We start from the raw sequence: 25,997 nt of genomic DNA on the forward strand, positions 1-25,997 counted from the left end.
GGGGGTGGTGGGGTCTGTGTAGCGGGTGGGGGTGGCCTGCCGGGTGCGGCCTGTCGGGGTGGGGCGCTTCGGGGCGGTTGCGGAACGGTAGTTGAGCGGGGGCGTCTCCCTAACAGGTCACCGCCGGGCCGGGCCCCTAACGGGTCGCCGCCCGGCGAGGTGCGTAACGGGCCATCGCCCGGTGAGGCTTGTAACGGGCCGCCGCCTGCCCGGTTGCGTAACGGGTCGTCGCCCAGCCGGGTGCGTAACGGGCCGTCGCCTGTCCAGGTGCGTAACCAGGCGCCCGTGGGACGGTCCGGTAACGGGTAGCCGCCGGAGCGGATCGGCAACCGGCAGCGTACGAGCCCAGCCGCACGCGCCCGTCCTCGCGGGCCACGGGCCGCAGCCCCGTCAGCAGTGGCCGCCGCCGCCCGGACCGCCCACCCGGGCGTACACGGTGATCCGGGCGCCCCGGACGGTCCGGGTCTCGCAGGGGGTGAAGGCCGAGCGGAGAGTGGCGCGTTTGGCGAGTTCCTGGTCGTTGGTGTCGAGGGGCTGGCCGGCCGGGTCGCCGGCGACGACGATGCGGCGGCTGGCCAGCATCCGGGCGCGGATCTCGTCTCCCGACAGCTCGGTGCCGTAGAGGGTGCGGGACGCCACCGGGCCGCGCGCGAGGGCGAGATCGCGCAGGCCGCGGAAGTCCTGCGGGCGGGTCGCCGCCCAGATACGGCGGCGGGACGGGGCGAAGAGCAGCCCGTCGCCCGGTTCGGAGAGCTGCCGGACGGCGCGGGCGACCGCGGTGACGTCGTCGACCCGGCTGTCCGGGCTGCGCAGATGGATGTCCACCGGGAGCAGAGCCGCCAGCAACGCCACGACCGCGAGCGGCCACTTCGCCTGCCGTACCAGCGATCCCAGGCGGAGCCCCCACCGCGGCCGGCTGCCCGTCACGTCCCCGGTGCCGGACGGGCGCGGCAGCCGGGCCAGCGCGGCGCCGGCGACCAGCGCGAAGCCGGCGAGGTAATACAGGACGTAGCGCTCCACGTAGGCCGGCTCGAGGTCGGACAGCAGCAGGAGGAGGACGGTGGGGAGGAGGAGCAGCGGGAGGGCCAGGGCGCGCAGGCCGATCGGGCCTCGGGCGGGCACCGGGACGCGGGCGCAGAGGCAGCCGAGGGCGGCGAGTGCGGCGAAGGTGAGGAGTTGGCGCGGGTCGGGCCACAGCAGCCAGCTGAGCTGGTCGGACTGGCTGGTGCTGAAGACGGCGAGCGGGGCGAGCAGCGCGAGGACGCCGCCGGCGGCGAGCGCCCAGGACCGCCGGACGCGGCGGGGCAGCCGGGCCAGGACGACCGCGGCGCCGTGCGCGGGCAGCGCCAGCGCGGCGAACTCGTGCAGCAGACAGGCGGTCAGCGTCAGCGCGGCGTAAACCAGCCACGGGGCTCGGCGCGGCCGCGGCGTACGGCCTGTTGCGCCACGCGGCGGGTCCGCCCCGGGGCGGGGGCCGAGTGACGCGCGGCGGTCAGGCGCCGAGCGCGCCGCGGCCCGCAGCAGCGCGTACGAGGCCCAGACGACCAGCGCGCAGACCAGCGCGTACGAGCGGCCCTCCTGCGCGTACTGCTGGACGAGCGGGATCAGCGCGAAGACCAGTCCCGCGCAGAGTCCGGCGCGCCGGCCGGCCAGTTCCCGGCCGAGCAGGGCGACACCGGCCGCGGCGGCCGCCATGGCCGCGACGGACGGCAGCCGGAGGCCGATCGCCGGGCCCGCGGGGTCGCCGAGCGCCGGGCCGAGCGTGGTGTCGTAGACGGCGAACCAGCCGTGCATCAGCGCGTAATACAGCCCGTGTACGACGTCGACGTGGAGCAGGGTCGCCCACAGGTCGGGCAGGCCGCGGTGCGCCATGTCGTAGGTGACCGCCTCGTCCCGCCAGACGGCGTCCTGGCGGCGGATGCCCCACAGCCCCAGGATCAGCGTCAGTCCGGCGGGGATCCATACCACCGCGCTCGGCATGAACCGGGCGGCCCGTGCGACCCGTGCGTCCCTGGCGGAGCGGACCGGGCGGGCGGGACGGGACGCGGGTGGCTCAAGGGACGCCGGTGACGTGGGGGACGACGCGTCGATGGCGGACTCCGGTCACATCGGACGAGCGGGCGGGCGGAGGAACGGGCGGACGAACGGGCAGGCGGACGAGCGGACGAACGGGCAGGCAGGCAACCGGGCGGACGAGCGGGAAATCCGGCAAAAACCGGGCGAAACGAGCACCCGGGCGGCCGCGCGGGGAAGCCCCCGCCCGGCCGCCCGGCCGCCACGTCACCCCAGCCGCGTCAGCTTCGCCCCGAAGCCCGGCTTGGCCAGGTCCGTCTGGAGTGCCACCGGAACCTTCTGCTGGCTGGCGCCGCTGCCGACGGTCAGTTCGCCGACGACGGTGCCGGCCTTCGCCTCGTGCGGCAGGCCCTTGCCGTCGTCGCTGAGGCTCATCACCAGCCGCTGGCCCGGAACGCCGACCGCGCTCAGGTCCTTGGTCGCGACGACCGGCGTCAGGCCGCCCAGACCGTCGTCCACGTAGCCCACGACCTGGCCCTTGGTGACCGCCTTGGCCGAGGTCAGCGCGTCCCGGACGGCCTGGATGACCTTCTTGCTGTTGGCCTTGACCATGGTCAGGCTGTTGCTCGCGTCCGGGTCCAGTCCCTTGAAGTGCTGGTCCATCATCGTGCCCAGGATCAGCCGGTCCTTGCCGTCCACGGTCTTGTAGGCCGCCCAGGACAGCGTGCCGCCGGCCGCCGAACTGGAGCCGGTCTTGATGCCCTTGACGCTCAGCCCGGCCAGCAGCAGGTCGCCGTTGTTGTTGTAGATCCGCTCCGGCAGCCCGGGGATGTCGGCGTTCGGCATGGCCACGATCGGCCGGAACGCGTCGAACTTCATCACGGCCTCGGCCAGCTTGATCTGGTCCACGGCGGTGCTGACGGTCTTCGGATCCAGGCCGCTGGGGTCCGTGTAGGTGGTCTTGGCCATCCCCAGGTCCTTGGCCGCGTCGTTCATCTTCTTGACGAACGCCGCCTCGTTGTCGGACGAGGTGTCCCAACGGGCCAGCAGCCGGGCGATGTTGTTGCCGGACGGGATCATCAGCATCTTGAGCATGTCCTGCTCGCTGAACTTCTCCCCCGCCGTGAGCCCCTTGATCCGCGACTCGCTCTCGGAGTTGCCCTCGGCCACCGCCTTGGCGTCGACCTCGACCTGCGGGCCCTTCTCGTCCTTCTTGAGCGGGTGGTCCTTGAGGATCACGTAAGCCGTCATGATCTTGGCGACGCTGGCGGTCGGTACGGGCTTCTGCTCGCCGAACGTCCCCACGTCACCGGAGCCCACGACCTTGACGGCCGCCTGCCCCGCCGCGGGCCACGGGATGGACAGCTCGCCGCCGAAGGTGAACGAGGACTTGGCGTCGCCGAGGGACAGGACCGGGGCCGGCAGCGGGCGCACGGCCTGGACGACCGCGAAGATGATCGCCAGCAGCACCACCAGCGGCGTCCAGATCTTGATCCGCCGCATGACGACGCGCACCGGCGTCTCGGGGGGCGGCGGGGTGTTGGTGAGCTTCGCCAGCAGGTCGAGCGGGGGCAGGGGTTCCTGCCGGGTGCGCTCGGACTCGGCCTCCGTGGCGGAGGCGGCGGGCGCGGCGGACGCGGCGGCCCCCGTGGTCGCCCCGGTGGCGGCACCGGCGCCGGCGTCGGGCTTGGCGTCGGGCTTACGGGTGGGCTTGGGCGGCGCGGCGGGCGGCATCGCGCCGGGAGCCTTGCCCGGGGCGGCGGCCGGGGCCTTCTCCGGGGCCTTCTCCGGGGCCTTCTCCGGGGCCTTGGCGGGCGCGCTGGCGGCGGCGGTCCCCGCGGCGGCGTCCTTCTCCTTGCCCTCTTCGCCCTTGTCCTTGTCCTTGTCCTTGCTCTTGTCCTTCTCTTTCTCCTTGTCCTTCTCCTCGTCCAGGGGGCTGCCGGGGACGCGGAGCGGGGTCTTGGGCGCGGTCTTGCCGATCGAGCGCTCGGCGATACCGTCGTCCGCCGACTTCAGCGCCACGAACTGGCTGGTCCGCTCGGCGTCCCGCTCCTCGGCGGCGCCGGCCTCGGCGTCCTTACCGGAGTCGGGCTTACCGGAGTCCTTGGCGTCCTTGGCGTCCTTGGCGTCGGCAGTCTTCCCGGAATCCTTGGCGGGGGCCGTCGCGTCCTTGCCGGTGTCCTTGGCCAGGTCCTTGCCGAGCTTGAAGACGGTGGTCGGCTGGTCGGCGGGACGTTCCGCCACACCCTTGCCGGACGACTCCGAGGCCGCGGACTTCGCTACGGCAAACACCCGCGTGGCGTCATCGGCCGGCGCCTCGCCGTCACGCGCGTCCTTGCCCTGGCCCTCGGCCTGGCCTTCAGCCTTGCTCCCGGCCTTCTCCTCGTCCCCCTCGGCCTTGCCCTTCTGGGCGCCGATCTTCGCCGCGCCGGCCTTCGCCGCCCCGGTCGTCCGGAAGACTGCGGTCGCCCGGTCAACGGCCTCGGCCTCGGAGTCCCCGGCCTTCTCGGAGTCCCCGGCCTTGGAGTCACCGGCCTTCTTGGAGTCGTCGCCGGTCGCGGCGGCCTTGTCTCCGTCCCCCGCGGATCTTTCGGACGCGGCAGAGCCTTCCTCCGCCTCGGCCTTCGCCGCCGCCTCGGCCTTCACCTCCGGCGACGCGGCGCCCGACAGGCGGCCTCCGTCAGCCTTGGCCTTGGCTTCACCGTCCGCAGTGCCCGTAACGCCCTCCTGGGCCGCCTCAGACGCCTTCACGGCCTTCTGAGCGCCCTTCGGGGCGTCCTTCGGGGCAGGCTTCGCAGCGGCCCCCTTGGCGCCACCGGACGCCTTCGAACCACCGGACGCCTTCGCACCCCCGGCCGCCTTCGCACCCCCGGCCGCCTTCGTGCCACGAGACCCCTCAGCGGAGCCCTCCCCCGAAGCCGCACCGGCCCCCTCAGCAGACCCCTTCCCGGAATCCGCCGCGGCAGAGCCCTTCCCGGAGTCCTCCCCGGACCGCCCCGCGCCGTCCCGTTCCCCCCGGTCCTCCCGGAGGACAGCAAGCCGCGGATCGCGTTCGGCGCGTGTCGCCGCCCCCGGCGACTGCTCCTTGCCCGACCCCTTGCCCGACTTCTTGTCCGACTTGTCGGGGGACTCGCCCGCCACCGATGTCTCCTTCACTACGTCGCACTCACTACGTCGCACTGCCCTGCCTGGTGCCGACCGCTCCGAAGTTCCGGAGTTCTGAAGTACCGGAGTTCCGGAGTTCCGAAGCTTCGAACGGAACCAGTCTTCCCAAGTGTCCTGTGTCCGCGCGGCCGCTCCGCACCGCCACGCGAACCGGTACATGCCGCACCCCTCGGATGATGTCGCCGACGTGCTAGACGAGAACGACATACCTACCGGTTCCCTACCGAACCCCCCACGCACCCTCGACAGATGAATGTGAGAGGGGTCACCCTGTCATTCATCCACGCGGGGAGGCTTGGATGGGCAGGAGCCGCAGAACAATTCCGGAGGAGCTTCTGCTGCTGGCTTTGGACCCGGCCACGGGCACCACAGCGCAGCCGCAGTCGCTCGACCTCGGCCTCGCCGGGGCCCAGCTAGTGGAGCTGGCCCTGGCAGGACGGATAGCCCCAGATGGGGATCGTATCGCCGTGGTGATGGCACGGCCGACAGGAGATCCGACCCTGGACTCCGCTCTCGAACTGCTGCGCCGCCGCGGCAGTCCGGTGCGCGCGGTCCACTGGATCGGCGGGCCCCGGCTGGGGCTGCGCCAGACCTACCTCACGCATCTCGAACGGTGCGGCATGGTGCATGCCGTGGCCGGCCAGATGTGCGGGGTGCTGCCGACGACGCGCTACCAGGCGACGGAGACGGCCATCAGCCGGGAGATCAGGGCCCGGCTCGACAACGCGATCCGCACCGGCGTCCCACCGGACCCGCGGACCGCGGCGCTCGCCGCGCTGGCCCATGCGGTCGGCCTCGGCAAGCACCTGTATCCGGGGAACGAGGGGCGGTCATCGCGCTCCCGGCTCCGGGACCTGATCCGCCACGACCCGATGGGCGGCCTGGTCGCGCACGCCGTCATGGACGTGCAGAACGGCGCCGCGGCCCAGCCGCGGCGGGGCTCGGGACCGGGCGGCGGCCCGGGAGCCCGCAAGCCGGCGGCCCGCACGACGGCCGACGCGGCCGGCGTACCGGGCCAGACGCGGCGGCACGGGCACAGCAGCATGGCCCGCGTCGGCGCTCGCTGAGCCCGCGCCCGGCACCCAGCAGCAGACACACCAGCACCGCCAACGCACCACCAGCACCACCACCGCACCACCGCCGGCCCGCGCACGCCGGCGTGCCGCACCGGCGCACAGCTCCACCGGGGCGCACCCGCACGGCCGGGTGCGCCCCGCCGGCACCACCGCACCACCGGCGCCGCACCACAAGCGGCGGCACCGCGTCACCGGCGCCGTGAGCGCCACCGCACCACCGCCCCGGACCGTTCGGGAGCCGCGGAAAAAGGCGCGGGGTGGCGGGCCGGGCCGTATCGGACGACGGCCCGGTCCGCCACCCCGCGCGCATGTCCGCTCGCCTTCTGTGGTCATTCGACTGCGCGGCGTCCACATGAAGTGGCAGTCTGCTCACAGGAAATGACAGCAGTACGGAGCCGGAGGTGCACGTACCGTGGCGTCCAACGTCAACCCGACCGTGAGGCGACGCCGATTGGGCCAGGAGCTGCGCAGGCTCCGGGAGGACAAGGGCCTGACGGCGGAGCAGGTGGCCGAGCGGCTGCTGGTCTCCCAGTCGAAGATCAGCCGGCTGGAGAACGGCCGCCGGAGCATCAGCCAGCGCGATGTCCGCGACCTGTGCGGGGTCTACGAGGTCGAGGACCGCCGGATAGTGGATTCGCTGATGCAGATGGCCAAGGATTCGCGCCAGCAAGGCTGGTGGCACGCCTTCGGCGACATCCCGTACAGCGTCTACATCGGTCTGGAGACCGAGGCGGCGTCCCTGCGCACGTACGAGTCCCTGCTGGTGCCGGGGCTGCTCCAGACGCCCAGCTACGCCGAGGCGGTGATCCCCGGCACGATCCCGGAGCTGACCGCGGAGGAGCTGGACAAGCGCATCCAGGTGCGGATGCGGCGCCAGGAGCGGGTCCGCGACGGCGACCGGCCGCTGCGGCTGTGGGTGGTGCTCGACGAGAGCGCGCTGCGCCGGGTCGTCGGCAGCCACCTGATCATGCGCGAGCAGCTGGAGCACCTCGTGGAGGTGAGCAAGCTGCCGCATGTGACGGTGCAGGTGCTGCCGTACGGCGCCGGTGCGCACGCCGGGATGTCGGGGACGTTCTCGATCCTGGAGTTCGACGACGCCGCGGATTCGAGCGTGGTCTACATCGAGGGCGTCACCAGCGATCTCTACCTCGAGAAGACCAACGACGTGCACAAGTACACGATCATGTACGAGCACCTGCGGGCGCAGGCGCTGAGCGCGGACGACAGCCGGGAGTTCATCGCCGAGGCCGCGAAAGCGCACGCGGACGCGACGAGTTGAGGCCGCGGAGGCGGGGGAGGCCGGTGGTGCGGTCCCGGCGGCGCGGAATGTTGCATTCCGATGAACGGGGCCGCACCGTACACCGGCACCACCGCACCTGAGAAGAGATCGCGGAATATGCCATTCGGACGGGTGAACGGCCCTCTGCGGCCGGTGATGTTGGCGCGTAGCGTCGTTCTCACCGAACCCGCGGTAACTCAGAGTAAGATGGAGTGAACATGGCCGTTCAGCCCAATTCCGCGTTCTCCTGGACCAAGTCCTCGTACTCCGGCGCCAACGCCTGTGTGGAGATCGCCGTTCCGACCACTGCGGCCATCGCGGTGCGTGACTCCAAGGACCCCGAAGGCCCGCGTCTGACCTTCGGTGACTCCTCCTGGAGCAGCTTCGTGTCGGACGTCGCCGGCGGCGCGTTCGACCTCTCCTGAGCTGAGTCGTCACCGACCGCAGTCCGTGTGACACCAGCTCTGGATACGAGCCCTCTCGACTGGATCGCCGTCCCGGCCGAGGGGGCTCGGCCGTGTCCGGAAACAGTCGGTGAATGGTCGGTGAGCGGAACCGGCGGGAACTTTCGACGGCCCTCCCCGCATCCGAGGCCCCTCCCCCTCACCGGAGTTCGGACACATAGCGGTCGGTGCCGGGGACGGTCGGGAGGAAGGGCGCGACGAGTTCGACGCGGCCCAGGCCGGTGGCGGCGACCTCGGCGTCCAGGCCGGTGAAGTGCCCGGCCGGCCAGATGCGGCGCGGATCGTCCTCCAGGAACCACAGCAGGGTCAGCCGGGTCCCCACTCCCTCGACCTGCTGGACGTAGGGCATCCGGTCTGCGGGCAGCGGCGTCGGGCGGAAGACGGTGACCAGGGCCGCCGGGGAGCCGGCCAGGCGGCGCGGCAGGTGGCGGGTGCGCAGCCAGTCCAGCAGGGCCGCGCGGTCCTCCGGGCCACCGGTGTCGATCACCTCCAGGACGAGTCCGGCGTAGGGGTGGTCGAGCGCGTGGAAGTCCCGGGGGCCGGCGGCGCCGTCCCGGTAGACGGTGGCCGCGTGGTCCTGGAACGCGGTGAAGACATGGGTGCGGTGCTGGTTGATGCGGCCGTCGCGGTGCAGGCGCCGGTTCACGGTGACGGTCCACCGCATATGGGCGTCGTAGCGGCCGGCGGTGAGCCAGTAGGTGGCGAGGTAGCAGCCGGTGGTGACCGGGCGGGCGATCGCCGAATCGGCCGGGTAGCGCAGGAGTTGCAGGTCGCGGGTGGCGACCCAGCGGCGGCCGGCGAAGATCCAGGGCATGGCCATCGCGCCGGCGATGTAGTGGTCGTCCTCGTACCAGCGGTTGTAGGCGCGTTCGTGGCCGGGGTGGGGCTCCACCATGGTGATCAGGGCGTGGCCGGGGTGGACGCCGTAGGGGCCGGTGGCGGGCAGCGCGGCGTAGGCGGCGAGGTCGGCGGCGGGGGGTGGGGCGGTGGGTGCGTCAGCGGGTGCGTCAGCAGCGGGCTCGGCGGAGGATTCGGTGACGTGGTCGTCGGCGGGTGGCGTCATGGCGGACAGGTGTAGCTGACGTGGCGTCAGAAGGGGAGGGGTGCGGCGGCACCCGGGGCCGGTTCAGTATGCGGGCAGATCTGCGGAGTTGGCCGGAACGTTTCTATGCTGCCGCCACCCGCGGCTAACGATGGTTAACGCGGAGCACCAGCGATTGGAGCTGCCATGCCGGACCACGCCCCGACCCTCGTCACCGCCTCCGCCAGCGCCACGGCCACCGCCCCGGTGCCCGCTCTCGCCGCGCGGGCGGCCCGGACCGGCAGCTCGCCCGTACGCGACATCCTGGCGCTGACCGCCCGGCCCGAGGTCATCTCGTTCGCCGGCGGGCTGCCCGCGCCCGAACTCTTCGACGCCGAGGGGATATCCGCGGCGTTCCGGGACGTGCTCGCCGAGGCGCCGCGGCAGGCGCTCCAGTACTCCACGAGCGAGGGCGACCCGGCGCTGCGGGCGGCCGTCGCGGCCCGCACCACCGCCCGCGGACTGCCCACCGGGCCCGACGACCTGCTGGTCACCACGGGCTCGCAGCAGGGGCTGACGCTGCTGGCCACCACCCTGCTAGAGCCGGGCGACGTGGTGCTGGTGGAGGACCCCTGCTATCTGGCCGCGCTCCAGATCTTCTCGCTGGCGGGCGCCCGGGTGGTGGCGGTGCCGACCGATGACGAGGGGCTGGATCCGGCCGCGCTGGACGAGATCGCGGCCCGGGAGAAGCCCAAGCTGCTCTACGTCATCCCGACCTTCCAGAACCCGACCGGGCGGACGCTCTCCGCGGAGCGGCGGGCCGCGGTCGCCGAGGTCGCGGCCCGGCGCGGGCTGTGGATCGCCGAGGACGACCCGTACGGCGAGCTGCGGTTCGAGGGTGAGCCGCAGCGCTGGCTCGCGTCCTTCCCCGGGGCGGAGGACCGGACGGTGCTGCTCGGGTCGTTCTCCAAGGTCATGGCGCCGGGGCTGCGGCTGGGCACGCTGCGGGCGCCGGCGGCGCTGCGCCGGGCCTGCGTGATCGCCAAGCAGGCCGCCGATCTGCACACCTCCACCGTGGACCAGGCCGCCGCGGCCCGCTATCTGGCGGACGCCGACCTGGACGCGCACCTGGCGCGGGTCCGCGACGCCTACCGGGAGCGGCGGGACGCCCTGCTGGCCGGGCTGCCCGGGGCGCTCCCGGAGGGGTCGCGGTGGAACCGTCCGGCGGGCGGGATGTTCGTCTGGGCGACGCTGCCGGCCGGGTACGACGCGACCGCGCTGCTGCCGGAGGCGGTGCGGCACGATGTGGCGTACGTGCCGGGGGCGCCGTTCTTCGCGGGGCGGCCGGACCCGGCGTCGATGCGGCTGTCGTTCGTCACGCACGGCCCGGCGGAGATCACCGAGGGGCTGCGGCGCCTGCGCACGGCCCTGGGGGCGGCGGTCGGGCGCGAGGCGGCGTAGAGGGCGCGGGCGCGGGGGCGCGCTACGGGGGCGGCGCTCGGCGTACCGGCGTAACGGGACGGTGGTGCGGGGCGCCGCCTAACGGGATGGCCAACGGACCGCCGGGCCGGCCGAGCGCGGCGGAAAACACCCTTACCGCCGCAGCGGGCCGTACCGGAGACTGAAAGGTCCACGGCACCGCGCACCGCGCCCGGCCCAGCGGCCCGCGGCCCGGCGGCGGGCGCCTGACGGCTCATCGAACTGGACCTCCCAGGAGTCCGGATGACCAGTGGCCCCCCTCTGCGGGATCCGGCGGACCCGGCGGATCCCCCGACGCCTCCGACTCCCCCGACGCCTCCGACTCCCGCGCCCTCTCCGTCCCCGCCCCCGTCCCCTTCCCTGCCGCACCGGCTGCGGGCCCGGCTGCGCGGCCTGGGCGGGCGGCTGCGGGCCGGGCTGCGCGCCCTCGGGCGCCGGCTGCGCGCGCACGCCCGGCACGCCCTGTTCGTCGGCGTGGTGACCGCCGTGGTCGGCGCGCTCGCCACGTTCGGCGCCGAGCAGCTGCCCAAGGTCTTCGAGGACCCGCCGGCCGGCTGCCCCGGTGCCGGCTGCGACGGCCGGAACCCCACCGCCACCGGGTGCGCGGCGGACGCGATGACCTACGAGCCGGCGGAGGGCAATCCGGTCCGCCTGCACCTGCGGTACAGCAAGCGCTGCGGCGCGGTCTGGGGCCGGATGGTGGCGGGGGTGGCCGGGGACATGGTGACGGTGAGCGTGGCGGGCGGTTCGTCGCGCTCGGCCTCCATCAGCTACGGGCACGACATCTTCACGCCCATGGCGTCGGTGGGCGGCGCCTTCCGGGTGCGGTTCTGCGCGGTGCCCACGACCAGCCCGAACCGCACGCGGACGTGGGTGAAGTACTGCTTCGAGGCGACGGAGGCGGCGGCCTGGGACTGAGCGGCCGGGCCCGCCCCTGGGGTCCCCGCACAGCCCTGGCGTTCCCCGGCCGCCCCGCCTACCCTGGCCACCACTCGAACGACCTGATGCACCGTCAGATCACGCGCCATCGCCCGCGCCCCCTCGCCCCCAAGCCCCGGGAGGCTCCCCCATGCCCCTCCTCCGCGGCAAGACCGTCCTCGTCTCCGGTGTCGGCGCCGGGCTGGGCCACCAGGTCGCGGCGGCCTGTGTACGGGACGGCGCCCAAGTGGTGCTCGGCGCCCGGACGGAGCGGAACCTCGCGGCGGCCGCCGCCCGGATCGACCCGGCGGGCGGCCGCACCGCCTGGCGGGCGACCGACATCGGCGACGAGGCGCAGTGCGCGGCACTGGCCGGGCTGGCGGTGGAGCGGTTCGGCGGGATCGACGCGGTGATCCATGTGGCCGCGCTGGACGGCCACTTCGGGGGCCTGCGGGACGCCGATTTCGACGCCTGGCAGCGGGTGGTGGACGTCAACCTCTTCGGCACCCTGCGGATGACCCGGGCCTGCCTGCCCGCGATGACCGCGCGCGGCGGCGGCTCGGTGGTGATGATCGGCACCCAGTCGTCGGTGGCCGCGCCCTCCCAGGTCCGGCAGGCGGCCTACGCGGCGTCCAAGGGGGCGCTGGTCTCGGCGATGTACTCCCTGGCGCGCGAGCTGGGCCCGGACCGCATCCGGGTCAACACCGTGCAGCCGGGCTGGATGTGGGGCCCGCCGGTGGCCGCGTACGTACGGCGGACGGCGCGCGCCGAGGGCGTACCGGAGTCCGAGGTGCTGGACCGCCTCACCGGGCGGATGGCCCTGCCGGACCTCGCCACGGACGCGGACGTGGCCGAGGCCGCGGTCTTCCTCGCCTCCGACCGGTCCCGCTCCATCACGGGCCAGTCCCTCCTGGTGAACGCCGGGGAGCTGATGCGGTAACCGGGCAGCCGGCAGACCGGTGGCCCCGGTGGTCAGGCCCGCGGGTACCGGGCCAGCCACCCCGGGGCGGACCCCGCGGGCCCGTGGAGGGCCGGGCCCTGGGTCATTTCCATGGCGAAGTCGTCGGCGAGCTGGAGGATGGTGGAGCGGCCCTCCAGCTCGACCAGCCAGTCCGGGGGGAGGGCGGTCTCGCCGTGCAGGGTGCCCAGGAGGTTGCCGCAGATGGCGCCGGTGGAGTCGCTGTCGCCGCTGTGGTTGACGGCGAGCAGCAGGCCGTGCCGGATGTCCTCGGCGACCAGCGCGCAGTACACGCCGATCGAGAGGGCCTCCTCGGCGGTCCAGCCCGCGCCCAGCGACTCGACCCGGGTCGGCGTCGGCATGCCCTGCCGGACGGCGCCCAGGGCGCGTTTGAGGGCCTCGGTGGTCTCCTCGTGGCCGGGGCGGGTGGCGAGGTGGGCCAGGGCCTTCTGGACGGCGCCGTCGAGGTCCTCGCCGCGCGCCAGGCAGTGGCTGATCACCGCGAACGCGCCGGCCGCCAGATAGCCGGTGGGGTGGCCGTGGGTCTGCGCGGCGCACTCGACGGCGAGCTGGAAGACCAGCTGCGGCTCCCAGCCGACCAGCAGTCCGAACGGCGCGGAGCGCATCACCGCGCCGCAGCCCTTGGAGTCCGGGTTCTTGGGCGCGTCCAGGGTGCCCATGACCGGGTCGCCGAGGCCGCTGAGGCAGGCGCGGCCGGGGGCCCGGCGGGCGTAGAGCCACTCCTCGCGGGCCAGCCAGCCGTCGTCGTCCTTGCGTTCGTCCGGGCCCCAGTCGCGCTGGGTGGCGGCCCAGCGGAGGTAGGCGCGGTGGACGTCGGTGGGCGGGTGCCAGGCGCCGGTGTCGCGGCGGACCTGGGCGCGGATCAGGCCGTCCACGGTGAACAGGGTCATCTGGGTGTCGTCGGTGACCGCCCCGCGCCGCCCGAAGGCGGGGACCAGGCCGGTGACGCCCTCCTGGCCGTGCGCCGCGCGGATCGCGTCCAGCGAGTCGAACTCGATGCCGGCGCCGAGCGCGTCGCCGAGGGCGCCGCCCAGGAGGCAGCCGCGCACCCGGCTGCGGAAGTCCTGCTGCTCGGCGCGGCCCCACAGGGCGGTACCGCCCGCGGTCGCGCTCATACCGGCCGCTCGCTGCGTTCGCTCACTGCGCCTCCCGACGCTCACCGTTCCGGGGTCCCGCTTGCGGGGCCGTGCGGTCGCCCCTGGCGCAGCACTGTATCGACCGGAAATGATCGAACCGGGGCGGGGTTTGTTTCAGCTTCGCATCGTGTGGCGCGCCCCCGGCCCGTCCGGCGGCGGTTTCCCGCCCGGCCGGGCGTTCGATGATGGCCGCGCCGCCCGCTGGGCATGCTCTCCCCATGTCCGAGTACGAGTGGGATCGCACCACCATGGCCGTCGTCGCCTCGGCGCTCTCCGGGGACAGCGACGGCGCGGTGGAACTCCTCCGGCCGCTCCCCCAGCGCGACGTCTGCCACGTCGCCGTACGGCTCGCGGCGATGGCCGCCGACGCGCTGATCGTCGCCGCCCAGGACGCCGGCGGCGACCGCGAGGAGGCGCTGTCGCAGTGGCAGCAGTGCATCCTCCAGCACGAGGCGGAGCACGGCGGGGGGTGACCGGGCGGCGCGCCCCGGGGAGCGGGGCGCGCCGGCGCCGCTACTCCACCACCGGGAGCAGCTCCGGCAGATGGCCGTCGGACGCCAGGGCGGCGGCCTGCCGCTCGGCGGGGACCGGGCCGTACGTCGTGGTCCGGGGGCGGGCCGGGCGGCCGGCCAGCTCGGCGATGCCGATCAGGTCCTGGATGGAGCGATAGGAGCCGTAACTCGACCCGGCCATCCGGGAGATGGTCTCCTCCATCAGGGTGCCGCCCAGGTCGTTGGCACCGGAGCGGAGCATCTCCGCGGCGCCCTCGGTGCCGAGCTTGACCCAGCTGGTCTGGATGTTGGTGATGTGCGGGTGGAGCAGGATCCGGGCCATCGCCGTCACCGCGCGGTTGTCGCGGGTCGTCGGGCCGGGGCGGGCGATTCCGGCCAGATAGACCGGGGCGTTGGTGTGGATGAACGGCAGGGTGACGAACTCGGTGAAGCCTTCAACCCCCTTGGCCGCCGCCTCCTGCTGGATCTCCGCCAGCAGCCGGAGGTGGCCCAGCCAGTGCCGGGGCTGGTCGACATGGCCGTACATCATCGTGGACGAGGAGCGGATGCCCAGCTCGTGGGCGGTCTTGATGACCTCGACCCAGGTGGCGGTGGGGAGTTTGCCCTTGGTGAGGACCCAGCGGACCTCGTCGTCGAGGATCTCGGCGGCGGTGCCGGGGATGGTGTCCAGGCCGGCGGCCTTGGCCTCGGCCAGCCACTCCCGGATGGACAGGCCGGTGCGGGTCGCGCCGTTGACGACCTCCATCGGGGAGAAGGCGTGCACATGCATCCCCGGGACGCGCGCCTTCACGGCGCGGGCGATGTCGAAGTAGGCCGTACCGGGCAGATCGGGATGGATGCCGCCCTGCATGCAGACCTCGACCGCGCCGACGTCCCACGCCTGCTGGGCGCGGTCGGCGACCTGCTCCAGGGAGAGGGTGTACGCGTCGGCGTCCGTGCGGCGCTGGGCGAAGGCGCAGAAGCGGCAGCCGGTGTAGCAGACGTTGGTGAAGTTGATGTTGCGGGTGACGATGTAGGTGACGGTGTCGCCCACCGTGGCGCGGCGCAGGTCGTCGGCGATCCGGCAGAGCGCGTCCAGCGCCGGGCCGTCGGCGTGCAGCAGGGCGAGCGCCTCGGCGTCGGTGAGCTTCGTCGGGTCGTCGGCCGCCTGGGAGAGGGCCTGCCGGACGTCGGCGTCCAGCCGGGACGGCGCCATACCGGGCGCGGCGGCCTCGCGCAGCGCCTCCCAGTCCCCGTACACCTCGTCGAAGTCGTCGCGGCGGTCGGCCGTGCGGCCCTCGGTGTCGATGGTGCGGTGCAGGTCCGTGCGGCCCGAGGGGACGAAGCTCTCCTCGGGCTCCTGCCAGGGGCGGCCCGTCACGGCGGCGTCCTCGCGGGCGAGGCCGGTCTCCGGGTCGGCGAGGGCGGTGACGTGCGGCAGCACGCGCGGGTCCAGCCACGGCTCGCCGCGCTGGACGAACTCCGGGTAGACCGCGAGGCGTTCGCGCAGGCGGAAGCCCTCGGCGGAGGAGTGCTCGGCGAGCGCGTCGATCTGGGGCCAGGGGCGCTCGGGGTTGACGTGGTCGGGGGTGAGCGGGGAGACGCCGCCCCAGTCGTCGATGCCGGCGCGGATCAGCCGGCCGTACTCCTCGTCCACCAGATTGGGCGGCGCCTGGAGGCAGGCGGACGGGCCCATGATGTGCCGGGCCACGGCCACCGTGGCGACCAGCTCGTCCAGCTCGGCGTCGGGCATCTGGCGCATCGCCGTATCGGGCTTGGCGCGGAAATTCTGCAGGATCAATTCCTGGATGCCGTGGTAGGCGCGGGAGATCCGGCGCAGCGCGAACAGCGACTCGGCGCGCTCCTCGTACGTCTCCCCGATGCCGATCAGCAGGCCGCTGGTGAACGGGACGGAGCTGCGGCCGGCGTCCTCCAGGACGCGCAGCCGGACCGCGGGCTCCTTGTCCGGCGAGCCGTAATGGGGGCCGCCGGGCTCGCTCCACAGGCGCTCGGCGGTGGTCTCCAGCATCATGCCCATCGACGGGGCGACCGGCTTGAGCCGCTGGAAGTCCGTCCAGGACAGCACCCCGGGATTGAGGTGGGGCAGCAGCCCGGTCTCCTCCAGGATGCGGATGGCGATGGCGCGGACGTAGGCGATGGTGTCGTCGTACCCCTCGGCCTCCAGCCACTCGCGGGCCTCGGGCCAGCGCTCCTCGGGCTTGTCGCCGAGCGTGATCAGGGCTTCCTTGCAGCCCAGTTCGGCACCGCGGCGGGCGATGGCCAGGACCTCGTCGGGGGACATGAACATCCCGTGGCCGGCCCGGCGGAGCTTGCCGGGGACGGTGGCGAAGGTGCAGTAGTGGCACTTGTCGCGGCACAGGCGCGTCAGCGGGATGAAGACGCTCTTGGAGTACGTGATGACACCGGGGCGGCCGGCGGCCTCCAGGCCGGCGTCGCGGACCCGCGCGGCGGAGGCGCACAGATCCGCCAGATCGTCCCCGCGGGCCTGGAGCAGCACCGCGGCCTCGGTGACGTCCAGCGCCACGCCGTCCCGGGCCCGCTTGAGCGCCCGGCGCATGGCGTTGGCCGTCGGCCGCGGGGCGGCTCCGCCCCGGCCGGACGCCTGGTCAGATCCCTGGGTGGATCCCTGGTCAGGTCCCTGCGCGCTGGAAGTCATGCACCGAGCATACGAGCGGCCACTGACATCTCCGCCGCCGGAGCGGAAGCGGGCCGTGTGCCGCTGATCACGTCAAACGGAGGTTGTCTCCGGACCGGTGCGGGTACCCGGTGGGCCGGGTACCCGCGGGCGTCTTACGGGTCAGAGGGAGGACAGGAGTTCCTCGGAGTACGTCCGGGTCAGGAACTCCATGTTGTGGCCGTCCGGGTCGTTCACGTACAGGCCCCGGCCGCCGTCATGGGTGTTGATCTCCTGCGGCTTGGTGTGCATCGGATCGGCCCAGTACGGCAGATCGCGCTCCTGTATCCGGGCCAGGATCCCGTCGAACTCCTCCTCCGACACCAGGAACGCGTAGTGCGTGGGCACGAACTCCCTGCCACCGGCGGCGTGCTCGGCGTAGTCGAGGGTCACCCCGTTGTCCATCCTGAGCGCCGCGAACGGGCCGTACGCCTTGGGTTCGGGGGCGTCCAGCAGGCCGGCGAGGAAACGGGCCGAGGCGAAGCGGTCCTTGCTGTGCACGATCGTGTGGTCGAGGCGGGGCATGGCGTCTCCTTGGTCTCCGAGAGCTGCGGAACTCCTTCGGGAGCTCATCCGGACGCGGTGGTCCGGGTGCCGTTACCCACGACGCTACGCCGGGGCGGGCGGGGGCGGATCGGTCTGGGGTCCCGGTTCCGGCCGGGGGGCGCCGTACGACGCCGGTCCTAGGCGGGCGGGGCGGGGCCGGGCCGGGGCGGTGGGCGCGCCTGGCGTGCCGTTGCCGGGCGTTTTCGTACGGGTGCGAGGGGTGAGCGTGATCGGTGGCGGGTGACGGGTGACCTGTGGCCGGTGGCCGGTGGCCGCCCCAGGTGCACGTCCCCCCGTAGCCCGCGCCCGTCACAGGTACCGCGCGTAGTCGTCCAGCGTGCGCAGGACCTCGGGCTCGTCGGCGGCCGGGAGTTGGAGGACGACCTCGGGCAGGCCCAGCTCCCGGTAGTGCGCCAGCTTCCCCGGGGTCGGCCGGACCGCGTACGGCACCACCTCCGGGTCGCCCGCGCGGCCGGCGTCCTCCCAGGCGCGGCGCAGGGCCGGCAGGGCCTCCCCGAGGCCGCGCCCGCCGACCGGCAGCCAGCCGTCCGCACCCTCCGCGACCTCCCCGAACAGCCGGGGCCCGGCCGCGCCGCCCAGCAGGACGCGCGGCGCCCCGCCGGCCGGTTTGGGGTGCGCCAGGGAGGCGCGTACGGACCCGAACTCCCCGTGGTACGCGGTCGGTTCGTCGGCCCACAAGGCGCGCATCAGCGCGAGCCGGTCGCGGACCAGGGCCCGCCGGGTCGACCAGTCCACACCGTGGTCGGCGGCCTCCTCGACGTTCCAGCCGTAGCCGACGCCGAGGGTGAAGCGGCCGCCGGAGAGGTGGTCCAGGGTCGCGATCTGCTTGGCCAGGTCAACGGGGTCGTGCTGGGCGACGAGGGTGATGCCGGTGCCCAGCCGCAGCCGTTCGGTGACCGCGGCGGCCTGCCCGAGGGCGATGAACGGGTCGAGGGTGCGGCCGTACTCGCGGGGCAGCGGCTCACCCATGGGCGCCGGGGTGTCGCGGGAGGCCGGGATGTGGGTGTGCTCGGGGAGGTACAGCCCGGCGAACCCGCGCTGCTCCAGCTCCTGGGCGAGCCGGACCGGCCGGATCGTCTCGTCGGTCAGGAAAATCGTGGTGGCGATCCGCATGCTGGTGCTGCCTCCGCGTCGGGGTCGGGATGGACGTTCGGGTCGGTCAGGCGGGTGGGGTGACGGCATGGTGCCGCAACTGTCCGCGAGTTATCCACAGGGCTTTTCCCGCCTGTCACACGCGCGTACAACAGTTTTCACACCGCGGAACGGACGCGGGCCGGACATCGACGACCGACACGGGGGCGGGGATGGAGCGACGCGAGGTACTGAAACTTTCGGCGGCCGCGGGCGCGGCGGGCGCCCTGACACTCGGCCGGGTGAACTTCGCCGGGGCGGCAGGGGCGGCGGCCGGGCGGGCGGGGCCGGCGGCGGACGCCGGGGGCGCCGCCGGCTCCGGGGAGGCGCCGGCCGAGGAGACCCGCACGGTCACCGGCCATCTGCCCGCCGGCGCACCGGACTTCGTCTACCTCCCGGTCGGAGTGCCGCCCGGCGTAGGGGAGATCGCGGTCGCGTACCACTACGACAAGCCGCCGGTGCCCGAGGGCACCGCCGGCAACGCCTGCGACATCGGCATCTTCGACGAGCGCGGCACGGCACCGGGCGGCGCCGGGTTCCGCGGCTGGTCGGGCGGGGCGCGCGCGGAGTTCTTCCTGCGCGCCGACGACGCCACCCCCGGCTACCTCCCGGGGCCGGTCAACGAGGGCACCTGGCACATCGCCCTCGGCCCGTACACCATCGCCCCGCAGGGCCTGGACTACGAGGTCACCGTCACCCTGCGGTACGGCCCGCCCGGGCGGACCCCGGCGCCCGTGTATCCGCCCGAGCGGGCCCGCGGCCGCGGCCGGGCCTGGTACCGCGGCGACAGCCATCTGCACTCCGTCCACTCGGACGGCAAGCGCACCCCGGCGCAGATCGCGGCGCTCGCGCGGGCCGCCGGCCTGGACTTCCTCACCACCACCGAGCACAACACCACCGCGAGCCACCGGGCCTGGGAGGGCCTGTGGGGCGATGACCTGCTGATCCTGACCGGCGAGGAGGTCACCACCCGCAACGGCCACGTGGTGGCGATGGGCACCGACCCCGGTGTCTTCATCGACTGGCGGTACCGCGCGCGGGACAACGCCTTCGGCAGATACGCCCGCGCCATCCGCCGGGCCGGCGGCCTGGTCATCCCCGCGCATCCGCACGCCACCTGCGTCGGCTGCGGCTGGAAGTTCGGCTTCGGCGACGCGGACGCGGTCGAGGTGTGGAACGGCCCGTACGGCCCCGACGACGAGATCACCCTCGCCGAGTGGGACAACACCCTGGTCGCGCACGCCCGGGGCGGCGGCGCCTGGCTGCCCGCGGTCGGCCACAGCGACGCGCACCGGGATCCGGATGTGGTCGGCCTGCCGCAGGCGGTGGTGCTGGCCGACGACCTCTCCCGCCGCGCCCTCCAGGACGGCATCCGGGCCGGCCGGGTGTGGATCGCCGAATCGTCCCGGATCGACCTGTCCTTCGCCGTCACCGGCGGACGCGGCGCCCACGCCGGCATCGGCGAGCGCATCCGGCTCCCCGGCACGGCACCGGTCACCGCCCGCCTGACGGTCTCCGGTGCCCCCGGCTGCACGGTCTCCTTCGTCACCGACCAGGGCACCCGCCACACCGCCCCGCTCCCCCCGTCCGGCGCCGCCACCGTCACCTGGCACACCACCCCCGACAACGCCGCCTACATACGCGCCGAAATCCGCCACCCACCGACCACCCCGGGCCTCCCCGGCCCGATGGCGGCCCTGACCAACCCGGTCTTCCTGGACCGGGAGTGAGGCGGAGCCCAGGGAGGTGAGGTTGCGGCTGCTCCGGGAGAGGGCTGGTGGTTCGTGCGACCGCGCGCTCCGCGGGCCCGGTTATCCCGCGCTCCTTCTGCCGGCGTCCGCCCGCCACTGGCGCCCCATCGTCCGGAGCATCTCCGGATAGACCAGCAGGTACCGGAACGGCTTGATGGCGGCCATGTAGGCGGTGCCGAGCAGCCCGTTCGGCTTCACCAGGACGGCCATCTGACCGCGGTAGCCACCGGCCTCGTCGGGGACCCAGCCGATGTGCAGCACCGCGTGCACGGTCCGGTTGGCCAACTCGGCCGCCCACTCGTCGTGCGCTTGGTAGAGGGAGCGGAACGGGCCTGAACGTCGGTCGGGCCCTCGGGGGCCCTCGCGGAGGTCCGCGGGCAAGCGGTCGCGCAGCGTCCGCACCCGGGAGCCGATGCCGGTCCTGGGGGCGTCCCAGCCGAACAGCTTCCCGAGCTTCCAGCGGAGCGCGATGAGACCGCGGAAGACGGGAGAGGAGGGAGGAGCCGTGTCGCCCCCGGCGTTCGCGAACTGGCGTACCAGATGCGCCAGGTCATCGGGACCGCCTGGTGTCGGGAGGGCCCACACGTCCTCGACGCGGAAGTCGCCGGTGATCTCGTGGATCCGCCAGGGACGGGAGGTGTGTGCGGTGCTGGGGAGTCTCATGAGCAAGCCCCTATCTATACGCTGCCGTATAGATCGACAGTAGACCCATCTATACGGCGCCGTATAGAAAACTGGGGAGACGTGAGGGGAGACACACCATGGCCAAGGCCCGCACGCCGCGCCGGAGTTGGATCGAGGAGGGCTTGCGGACGCTCGCCGCCGGCGGCCCGGATGCCGTACGGATCGAGTCCCTGGCGCAGTCGCTCGGCGTGAGCAAGGGCGGCTTCTACGGGTTCTTCCGCAACCGCGACGCCTTGCTGACCGAGATGCTCGACACGTGGGAGCGCGAGGTCACCGAGGCGGTGATCGAGGCGGTCGAGAGCGGCGGCGGAGACGCCCGGGAAAAGCTGGGCCGGCTCTTCACCCTGGTCGCCTCGCTGCGCGACGGGCCGGTCACGGGCCCGGCGGCCGACCTCGCGATCCGCGACTGGGCCCGGCGCGACGAGGCCGTCGCCCACCGGCTCCGACGCGTCGACAACCGGCGCATGGCCTATCTGCGCTCGCTGTTCGGCTCGTTCTGCCCCGACGAGGACGATGTCGAGGCGCGCTGCCTGATCACCTTCTCGCTGCGCATCGGCGGCCACGTCATCGCCGCCGACCACGGCGGTCGCAGCCGCGCGGAGGTGATGGAGCTGACGAGGAAGTGGCTCCTGCGGTAGGTCCTGCGGTAGCTCGTCTCGGCGGCCCTCGCCGGAAGGGGCGGAGCCGCCGGAACGGGGACGGCGGGGCGGAGATCCGGCGGGGCAGGGATTCGGCGGGGCGGCGGGGAGGGGTGAGCCCGTAAGGGGGCGGGCCCGTAGGGGATCGGGGGGTGGGGCCCGTAGGGGGTGGGCCGGCCCCAGCCTGATCCATACCCCGGACGGGCCAGGAGGACTCGCCGCGCGGCGGGGCAGCGGCAAGCCTGGGGGAACGGAGTGCGTTCCCGTGCCGCACGCCGGGCCCCACGCCCCGGTGGGTCCCCCCCCGGCGGCGTTTGTGCACCCGAGGGCAGGGAGGCGCCCGGCGGCTCGTACGAGGAGGGCGCGCAGGCCGGCCGTTCACGCGGGCGTGCGCGCCGGGCGCGCGTGCTGCCCGGCCGGCGCAGCAGCCGGACGCGTTGACCGGACGCGTTGAACCGGGCCCGCCGGCCGGCCGCGTACTCGGCGGGCGGAGCGCCGTAGTGCTTGAGGACGCGTAACGCCGGGTCCGGCCCGGGTCCTGTAGGCGCCGGCGGTGGAGCGGAATGCGGAAACGGGAAGAGGCCGGTGCGGATGCGTCGAGGCGGCAGACACCGCACAGGCGAGGGTGAGGACGAGGGCGCGGGCGAGCGGCGGGCCCGCCGCGACGAGCTGTCGCCGCCCGCCCGCCGGCTGGCGTGCTGGCTCCCCGCCGCCCTGATCGTCGTCGGCGTGGCCTTCGATCTCGTCACCCCGCCCCAGTACACCGCGGCCCCCTTCCTCTCCGCCGCCCCCCTGGTCGCCGCCCCCCTCCACAGCCTCCGGACCACCGCCGCCACGGCCCTGGCCGCCATCGCCTGCGAACTCCTGGTCGCCACCTACCACGGCGTCGAGGACTACTACGAGTCGGTGACCGAGTCCGTCACGGTCGTCGTCGTGGCCCTGCTGGCGCTGGGCATCAACCGGGTCGTACGGACCAGCGACGCCCGGCTCGCCTCCGTACGGGACGTCTCGGAGGCCGCCCAACGGGCGCTGCTGCCGGCCCCGCCCGCCCGGCTGGCCGGACTCGCGGTCGCCGCGCGCTATACGGGCGCGCGGGCCGGCGCCCGTATCGGCGGCGACCTCTACGCCATCCAGGACACCCCGCACGGCGTACGGATGATCGTCGGCGACGTCCGGGGCAAGGGCCTGGAGGCGGTGGAGGCCGCCGTGGTCGCCATCGGCGCCTTCCGGGAGGCGGCGGAGCAGGAGGCCACCCTGGAGGCCGTCGCGGGCCGCCTGGAACGCGCCCTCAAGCGGGAGGGCGGCCGCCGCGCGGGCCTCGACCAGTTCGAGGGCTTCACCACGGCCGTCCTGGCGGAGATCCCCGCCGGGAACCCGTCCGCCCTCCGCGTCCTCAACCGCGGCCACCCGCCCCCGCTGCTGCTCACCCCGGACGGCGGCCTGCGGGAACTGCCCCCGTCCTCCGCCGCGCTCCCGCTGGGCCTGAGCGACGTCGCGGGCTGGCCGGACCGGATCGACGAGACGTTCTTCCCGGCCGGCGCGCTGCTGCTCCTGTTCACCGACGGGGTGACCGAGGCCCGCGACCGGGCCGGCCGGTTCTACGACCCGCGCGCCCGGTTGCGCGGCTGCCACTTCACCGGGCCGGACGACCTGCTGGACGTCCTGGCCGAGGACGTCGCCCGCCACACGGGCGGGGCCCCCGCGGACGACATGGCCCTGCTGGCGGTCCAGCGCCCGCTGGAGGTGTAGCCGGGGCCTGGGAGGTGTAGCCCCGGGGTCCGCCCCCGGGCCTTCGCCCCTTGAGGGCGAGCGCCACGGACCACGGGCTGGGCAGGCGACTGCGTGCGACCCGGGCCGCCCTACGGGCGCGGCACCCTCAGCCAGTGGACGCGCCGGCCGTACGGGTCGGTGACGGCGACCGGGCGCCCGTCCAGGGCGAGGGTCAGCGGCATGGGGCCCTCCGGCTGCGGCAGCCGGTCCGCCGGCGCCGCGATCCCCGGCAGCACGCCATCGGCCTCGTGGGAGATCCAGTGCCCGCCGCCGTCCCGCTCGCCGAGCAGCGACCGTACGAGCCGGGCGAACTCCTCGCGCCGGGCGGGCGGCAGCGCGCCCAGCGCCGCACTGTGGAAGACCACCAGCGCCGCCCCGGCCGGCACCCGGGCGGCCAGCCCCGGCAGCGCGTCGAGCAGGTCGCCGCGCACGAGGTGCGGCCGCGGCGCCGTCCGCACCGCCTCCACGGCCGCCGAGAGCCGCGCCGCACCGGCCTCGTCGCCGGGCCGGACGAGCGCCCGCAGCCAGCGGAGGTCGTCCGGTGCCGCCACCGGGTCGAGGGGGTCCGGCCCGATACCGCCCCGCCACACGATCTCGGGCAGCCCGCCGGGCAGCACCGCCGCGCCGTCCCCGCCCCAGGGCGCCGCCCCACTGGTACGGCAGGTGAACGCAACGGGGCTGTCGCCGGCGCCCCCCTCTTCCCGAACGCCACCGTCCGCGTACCGGTGAGAGGCATCCCAGTGGCCGGCGTCCGAGCGGCCGGCGTCCGAGTGGCCGCCCTGGGGGTCGGCGTACGGACGTCCCTCCCCGTGGCCGCTGTCCGACCGGCCCTCCTCCCGGTGGCCGCCGTACTCGTACAAGTACCGGTACCGGTCCGGATACAGGCACAGCCCCGCCGACGACCCGACCTCCAGGAGGGCCAGCGGCCGCGGCATACGGGCCAGCAGCGGCAGCAGCGCGGCGCAGCGGGCCGGTTCGTCGGGTCGGGCGGTGCGGCGCAGAACCACCGCGCGGACCTCGTCCCAGTGCCGGATCGCCCACTCGCGCCAGCGCCCGTAAGCCGCCTCGCCGCGCGGCCCCAATTCCGCGTGCGGACCGTCGAGATAGCGCACCGCGGCGAGCAGGAGGGCCGGCTGCTGCTTGGCGCCGGCCGGCAGCGAACCCGCCAGCAGATCGCAGAACTCCGCGTCCGCGCTGATCCGGGCGGCCAGCTCCGCGTGCGCGTCGGACCGCCCCCGCGCCTGGTGCCAGGAGAACTCCCGGTACCGCTCCGCCACTTCCTGCGGGCTGCTGACGACGTTCCCGGTGTTCGCGACGTTGACGACCATGGGGCGACGTTATCGCCCTCACGCTCCGTAATTGTGAGGCGTCCCTCCGCATAACGACTCGCGCACAATCATCGGAAGATCGTTTGGCGTTCGGGCGGCAACTCGCCCTGATTGGGGCCGTGCTGGCCGTAAAAGTCCACGCCAAAGGTCGTTCGCGGCGCTGCCGGAACTGCTCTGGATTCGTGGGAACGCTTGGATTTCCCCGCTCGTCTCTATTACTGTCCGATAACGGAGCGCGGTTGTCCCAGCCGTCGCCAGTGGCGGCACCGTGCGCCGACGCCGAATCCCGTACGCGCGCTTCCCGCACGTCCAGAACGACTCCGAGCGACCCGCACGCGCCGGCCCTCCGAGCCGCCCGACCCGCGTCCTCGCACTGCGGCGGGCCACCCGGAATGACCGGTTCCGTCCTCGCCGGTTCCGCCTGGAATGCCGGGAATTGCACCGAGGGAACCGGGGAACCACCTTCTTGGGGTGAATCGGACGCCTCTCGCCAGGGGGCGCCGTAGGAGACCTTCCTGCTCCGAACCCGTCAGCTAACCCGGTAGGCGAGAAGGAAGGAAAGGAGTGCGCCCCCGTGGCGTCCGCGTCCAACAGGCCAGCCCCCCGTGCCTCGTCCGCCTCCGGGCCGACGTTCGGCCCCGCCTACGGTCCCACCTACGGCCCCGCCCATGAGCCCGCCCCGGGCGTCATCGGTCCCGGCGCCTTCGGCGGGGCGGTGGTGGGTTCCGGTGGCCCCGCTGTGGTGGGTTCCGGTGGTCCCGCTGTGGTGGGTTCCGGTGGTCCCGCTGTGTCCGGCGGGGTGCCCCAGGGCGGCGCGACGGCCCACGAGGGCGCGGCGTACGACGGGGCGGCGTACGAGGCGGCCGGGCACCTCACCGCCTCCGAGCCGTACGAGCGCTCGGGCCGCCCGGAAGGCGCCGAGGGCGCGTACGCCGCGGAGGGCGCCGACGCCCCCGAGGACGCGTACGCCGCCGTCCCGTCCGAACTGGCCGATTTCGCCGACCCGTTGGATCTGACCGAGGACCGGCTCGCGCAGGGCCCCCGGGGCAAGCACCGGGTGGCCAAGCCCCGCAGCGGCGGGCTCGCCCGCGGCGGTACGGCCCTGGGCGTCGGCGTGATCGCGGCGGTCGGCGCGAGCGGTGTGGCGGCGGCCGAGGGCCGGCCCCCGGTGCCGATCTCGATGCCCGACCCCGGTGGCCTGGTGGACGACTCCACCGCCGCCCCCCAGGACACCAACTCCGTTGCCCCCGCCCCCGGTGCGGGCTCGGCCACCACCGGCACCACCGGGACCACCGACACCACCGGGGCCGACGCCGCGAGCACCTCCACGACGGCCGCAGCACACGCGACACCGGCGACAGCACACGCGACCGCGGCCACCGCGCCCGCCACCACCTCGGCCGCTCCGGCGG

19 protein-coding genes, 1 pseudogene and 1 riboswitch are annotated in these 25,997 nt (G+C 74.2%); of the genes and pseudogenes, 11 read left to right on the forward strand and 9 right to left on the reverse strand.

Annotated elements, in window-relative coordinates; translation table 11 throughout:
- Positions 1 to 390: 390 nt before the first annotated feature.
- Entirely contained in the window at positions 391 to 1,980 is a 1,590-nt protein-coding gene (locus tag ADL22_RS31760) for a glycosyltransferase family 39 protein (RefSeq protein ID WP_066987779.1), read from the reverse strand.
- 300 nt (positions 1,981 to 2,280) lie between these two features.
- Positions 2,281 to 4,764, reverse strand: a complete 2,484-nt coding sequence (locus ADL22_RS31765) for a D-alanyl-D-alanine carboxypeptidase family protein (protein WP_234430935.1) — start codon at positions 4,762 to 4,764, stop codon at positions 2,281 to 2,283.
- Positions 4,765 to 5,477: 713 nt separating this feature from the next.
- Between ADL22_RS31765 and ADL22_RS31770 the strand changes: the two genes are divergently transcribed.
- The 3 genes from ADL22_RS31770 (at position 5,478) to ADL22_RS31780 (ending at position 7,958) form a co-directional block, all read left to right on the forward strand.
- On the forward strand, positions 5,478 to 6,245 hold the full coding sequence (locus ADL22_RS31770) for a GOLPH3/VPS74 family protein (protein WP_066987783.1): 768 nt from the start codon (positions 5,478 to 5,480) through the stop codon (positions 6,243 to 6,245).
- A gap of 421 nt (positions 6,246 to 6,666) precedes the next feature.
- Complete coding sequence (locus tag ADL22_RS31775; RefSeq protein WP_066987785.1) at positions 6,667 to 7,533, forward strand: helix-turn-helix domain-containing protein; 867 nt, start codon at positions 6,667 to 6,669, stop codon at positions 7,531 to 7,533.
- A gap of 218 nt (positions 7,534 to 7,751) precedes the next feature.
- Positions 7,752 to 7,958, forward strand: a complete 207-nt coding sequence (locus tag ADL22_RS31780; RefSeq protein WP_066987787.1) for a DUF397 domain-containing protein — start codon at positions 7,752 to 7,754, stop codon at positions 7,956 to 7,958.
- A 178-nt stretch (positions 7,959 to 8,136) separates the two neighbouring features.
- Here ADL22_RS31780 and ADL22_RS31785 read toward each other — a convergent pair whose 3' ends face one another.
- Positions 8,137 to 9,060, reverse strand: a complete 924-nt coding sequence (locus ADL22_RS31785; RefSeq protein WP_234430936.1) for a hypothetical protein — start codon at positions 9,058 to 9,060, stop codon at positions 8,137 to 8,139.
- A gap of 165 nt (positions 9,061 to 9,225) precedes the next feature.
- On the opposite strand from ADL22_RS31785, the gene ADL22_RS31790 reads away from it, so the two are divergent.
- From ADL22_RS31790 to ADL22_RS31800, 3 genes are all read left to right on the forward strand, one after another.
- Positions 9,226 to 10,479, forward strand: a complete 1,254-nt coding sequence (locus tag ADL22_RS31790; protein WP_066987789.1) for a PLP-dependent aminotransferase family protein — start codon at positions 9,226 to 9,228, stop codon at positions 10,477 to 10,479.
- A 261-nt stretch (positions 10,480 to 10,740) separates the two neighbouring features.
- Positions 10,741 to 11,415: a DUF2690 domain-containing protein gene (locus ADL22_RS31795; RefSeq protein WP_066987791.1), complete on the forward strand. Its 675-nt coding sequence runs from the start codon at positions 10,741 to 10,743 to the stop codon at positions 11,413 to 11,415.
- Between the two features lie 151 nt (positions 11,416 to 11,566).
- Entirely contained in the window at positions 11,567 to 12,355 is a 789-nt protein-coding gene (locus ADL22_RS31800; protein ID WP_066987792.1) for an SDR family oxidoreductase, read from the forward strand.
- Positions 12,356 to 12,387: 32 nt separating this feature from the next.
- Here the strand turns inward: ADL22_RS31800 and ADL22_RS31805 are convergent, their stop codons facing one another.
- The gene (locus tag ADL22_RS31805) at positions 12,388 to 13,509 is read right to left on the reverse strand and encodes an ADP-ribosylglycohydrolase family protein (protein WP_066987794.1); all 1,122 of its coding nucleotides are present in this window, start codon (positions 13,507 to 13,509) and stop codon (positions 12,388 to 12,390) included.
- A 239-nt stretch (positions 13,510 to 13,748) separates the two neighbouring features.
- Between ADL22_RS31805 and ADL22_RS31810 the strand changes: the two genes are divergently transcribed.
- On the forward strand, positions 13,749 to 14,003 hold the full coding sequence (locus ADL22_RS31810) for a hypothetical protein (RefSeq protein WP_066987796.1): 255 nt from the start codon (positions 13,749 to 13,751) through the stop codon (positions 14,001 to 14,003).
- A gap of 40 nt (positions 14,004 to 14,043) precedes the next feature.
- Here ADL22_RS31810 and ADL22_RS31815 read toward each other — a convergent pair whose 3' ends face one another.
- The 3 genes from ADL22_RS31815 to ADL22_RS31825 all read right to left on the reverse strand — a co-directional run bounded on the left by ADL22_RS31815 (position 14,044) and on the right by ADL22_RS31825 (position 18,396).
- Positions 14,044 to 16,698 carry a bifunctional FO biosynthesis protein CofGH gene (locus tag ADL22_RS31815; protein ID WP_066987799.1) on the reverse strand — a complete coding sequence of 885 codons (2,655 nt, stop codon included), beginning with the start codon at positions 16,696 to 16,698 and terminating at the stop codon, positions 14,044 to 14,046.
- A 141-nt stretch (positions 16,699 to 16,839) separates the two neighbouring features.
- Complete coding sequence (locus ADL22_RS31820) at positions 16,840 to 17,241, reverse strand: VOC family protein (protein ID WP_066987800.1); 402 nt, start codon at positions 17,239 to 17,241, stop codon at positions 16,840 to 16,842.
- Positions 17,242 to 17,571: 330 nt separating this feature from the next.
- The gene (locus ADL22_RS31825; RefSeq protein WP_066987802.1) at positions 17,572 to 18,396 is read right to left on the reverse strand and encodes a TIGR03619 family F420-dependent LLM class oxidoreductase; all 825 of its coding nucleotides are present in this window, start codon (positions 18,394 to 18,396) and stop codon (positions 17,572 to 17,574) included.
- 191 nt (positions 18,397 to 18,587) lie between these two features.
- On the opposite strand from ADL22_RS31825, the gene ADL22_RS31830 reads away from it, so the two are divergent.
- A complete protein-coding gene (locus tag ADL22_RS31830; protein ID WP_107116454.1) occupies positions 18,588 to 20,144 on the forward strand; it encodes a CehA/McbA family metallohydrolase in 1,557 nt (518 codons plus the stop codon).
- An 81-nt stretch (positions 20,145 to 20,225) separates the two neighbouring features.
- Here ADL22_RS31830 and ADL22_RS31835 read toward each other — a convergent pair whose 3' ends face one another.
- The gene (locus ADL22_RS31835) at positions 20,226 to 20,828 is read right to left on the reverse strand and encodes a DUF2867 domain-containing protein (RefSeq protein WP_066987804.1); all 603 of its coding nucleotides are present in this window, start codon (positions 20,826 to 20,828) and stop codon (positions 20,226 to 20,228) included.
- A 98-nt stretch (positions 20,829 to 20,926) separates the two neighbouring features.
- Here ADL22_RS31835 and ADL22_RS31840 point away from each other — a divergent pair, with 98 nt between their 5' ends.
- Complete coding sequence (locus ADL22_RS31840) at positions 20,927 to 21,487, forward strand: TetR/AcrR family transcriptional regulator (protein ID WP_066987806.1); 561 nt, start codon at positions 20,927 to 20,929, stop codon at positions 21,485 to 21,487.
- A 591-nt stretch (positions 21,488 to 22,078) separates the two neighbouring features.
- The gene (locus ADL22_RS31845) at positions 22,079 to 23,236 is read left to right on the forward strand and encodes a PP2C family protein-serine/threonine phosphatase (protein ID WP_066987808.1); all 1,158 of its coding nucleotides are present in this window, start codon (positions 22,079 to 22,081) and stop codon (positions 23,234 to 23,236) included.
- 110 nt (positions 23,237 to 23,346) lie between these two features.
- Here the strand turns inward: ADL22_RS31845 and ADL22_RS31850 are convergent, their stop codons facing one another.
- Entirely contained in the window at positions 23,347 to 24,585 is a 1,239-nt protein-coding gene (locus tag ADL22_RS31850) for a DUF2332 domain-containing protein (protein ID WP_066987811.1), read from the reverse strand.
- Between the two features lie 408 nt (positions 24,586 to 24,993).
- A riboswitch (cyclic di-AMP (ydaO/yuaA leader) is annotated at positions 24,994 to 25,148 on the forward strand.
- A 224-nt stretch (positions 25,149 to 25,372) separates the two neighbouring features.
- Between ADL22_RS31850 and ADL22_RS36575 the strand changes: the two are divergent.
- Positions 25,373 to 25,997 (forward strand): annotated as a pseudogene (locus tag ADL22_RS36575) (hypothetical protein); the annotation flags it as partial.

The sequence above is a fragment of the Streptomyces sp. NRRL F-4489 genome, assembly GCF_001509485.1.
GTDB lineage: Bacteria > Actinomycetota > Actinomycetes > Streptomycetales > Streptomycetaceae > Streptomyces.

Excerpts from the sequence above, each read along its gene's own strand:
- ADL22_RS31760 (WP_066987779.1), bottom strand. The coding sequence starts at position 1,980 with ATGCCGAGCGCGGTGGTATGGATCCCCGCCGGACTGACGCTGATCCTG.
- ADL22_RS31770 (WP_066987783.1), top strand. The coding sequence starts at position 5,478 with ATGGGCAGGAGCCGCAGAACAATTCCGGAGGAGCTTCTGCTGCTGGCT.
- ADL22_RS31780 (WP_066987787.1), top strand. The coding sequence starts at position 7,752 with ATGGCCGTTCAGCCCAATTCCGCGTTCTCCTGGACCAAGTCCTCGTAC.
- ADL22_RS31785 (WP_234430936.1), bottom strand. The coding sequence starts at position 9,060 with ATGACGCCACCCGCCGACGACCACGTCACCGAATCCTCCGCCGAGCCC.
- ADL22_RS31790 (WP_066987789.1), top strand. The coding sequence starts at position 9,226 with ATGCCGGACCACGCCCCGACCCTCGTCACCGCCTCCGCCAGCGCCACG.
- ADL22_RS31795 (WP_066987791.1), top strand. The coding sequence starts at position 10,741 with ATGACCAGTGGCCCCCCTCTGCGGGATCCGGCGGACCCGGCGGATCCC.
- ADL22_RS31800 (WP_066987792.1), top strand. The coding sequence starts at position 11,567 with ATGCCCCTCCTCCGCGGCAAGACCGTCCTCGTCTCCGGTGTCGGCGCC.
- ADL22_RS31805 (WP_066987794.1), bottom strand. The coding sequence starts at position 13,509 with ATGAGCGCGACCGCGGGCGGTACCGCCCTGTGGGGCCGCGCCGAGCAG.
- ADL22_RS31810 (WP_066987796.1), top strand. The coding sequence starts at position 13,749 with ATGTCCGAGTACGAGTGGGATCGCACCACCATGGCCGTCGTCGCCTCG.
- ADL22_RS31815 (WP_066987799.1), bottom strand. The coding sequence starts at position 16,698 with ATGACTTCCAGCGCGCAGGGACCTGACCAGGGATCCACCCAGGGATCT.
- ADL22_RS31820 (WP_066987800.1), bottom strand. The coding sequence starts at position 17,241 with ATGCCCCGCCTCGACCACACGATCGTGCACAGCAAGGACCGCTTCGCC.
- ADL22_RS31825 (WP_066987802.1), bottom strand. The coding sequence starts at position 18,396 with ATGCGGATCGCCACCACGATTTTCCTGACCGACGAGACGATCCGGCCG.
- ADL22_RS31830 (WP_107116454.1), top strand. The coding sequence starts at position 18,588 with ATGGAGCGACGCGAGGTACTGAAACTTTCGGCGGCCGCGGGCGCGGCG.
- ADL22_RS31835 (WP_066987804.1), bottom strand. The coding sequence starts at position 20,828 with ATGAGACTCCCCAGCACCGCACACACCTCCCGTCCCTGGCGGATCCAC.
- ADL22_RS31840 (WP_066987806.1), top strand. The coding sequence starts at position 20,927 with ATGGCCAAGGCCCGCACGCCGCGCCGGAGTTGGATCGAGGAGGGCTTG.
- ADL22_RS31845 (WP_066987808.1), top strand. The coding sequence starts at position 22,079 with ATGCGTCGAGGCGGCAGACACCGCACAGGCGAGGGTGAGGACGAGGGC.
- ADL22_RS31850 (WP_066987811.1), bottom strand. The coding sequence starts at position 24,585 with ATGGTCGTCAACGTCGCGAACACCGGGAACGTCGTCAGCAGCCCGCAG.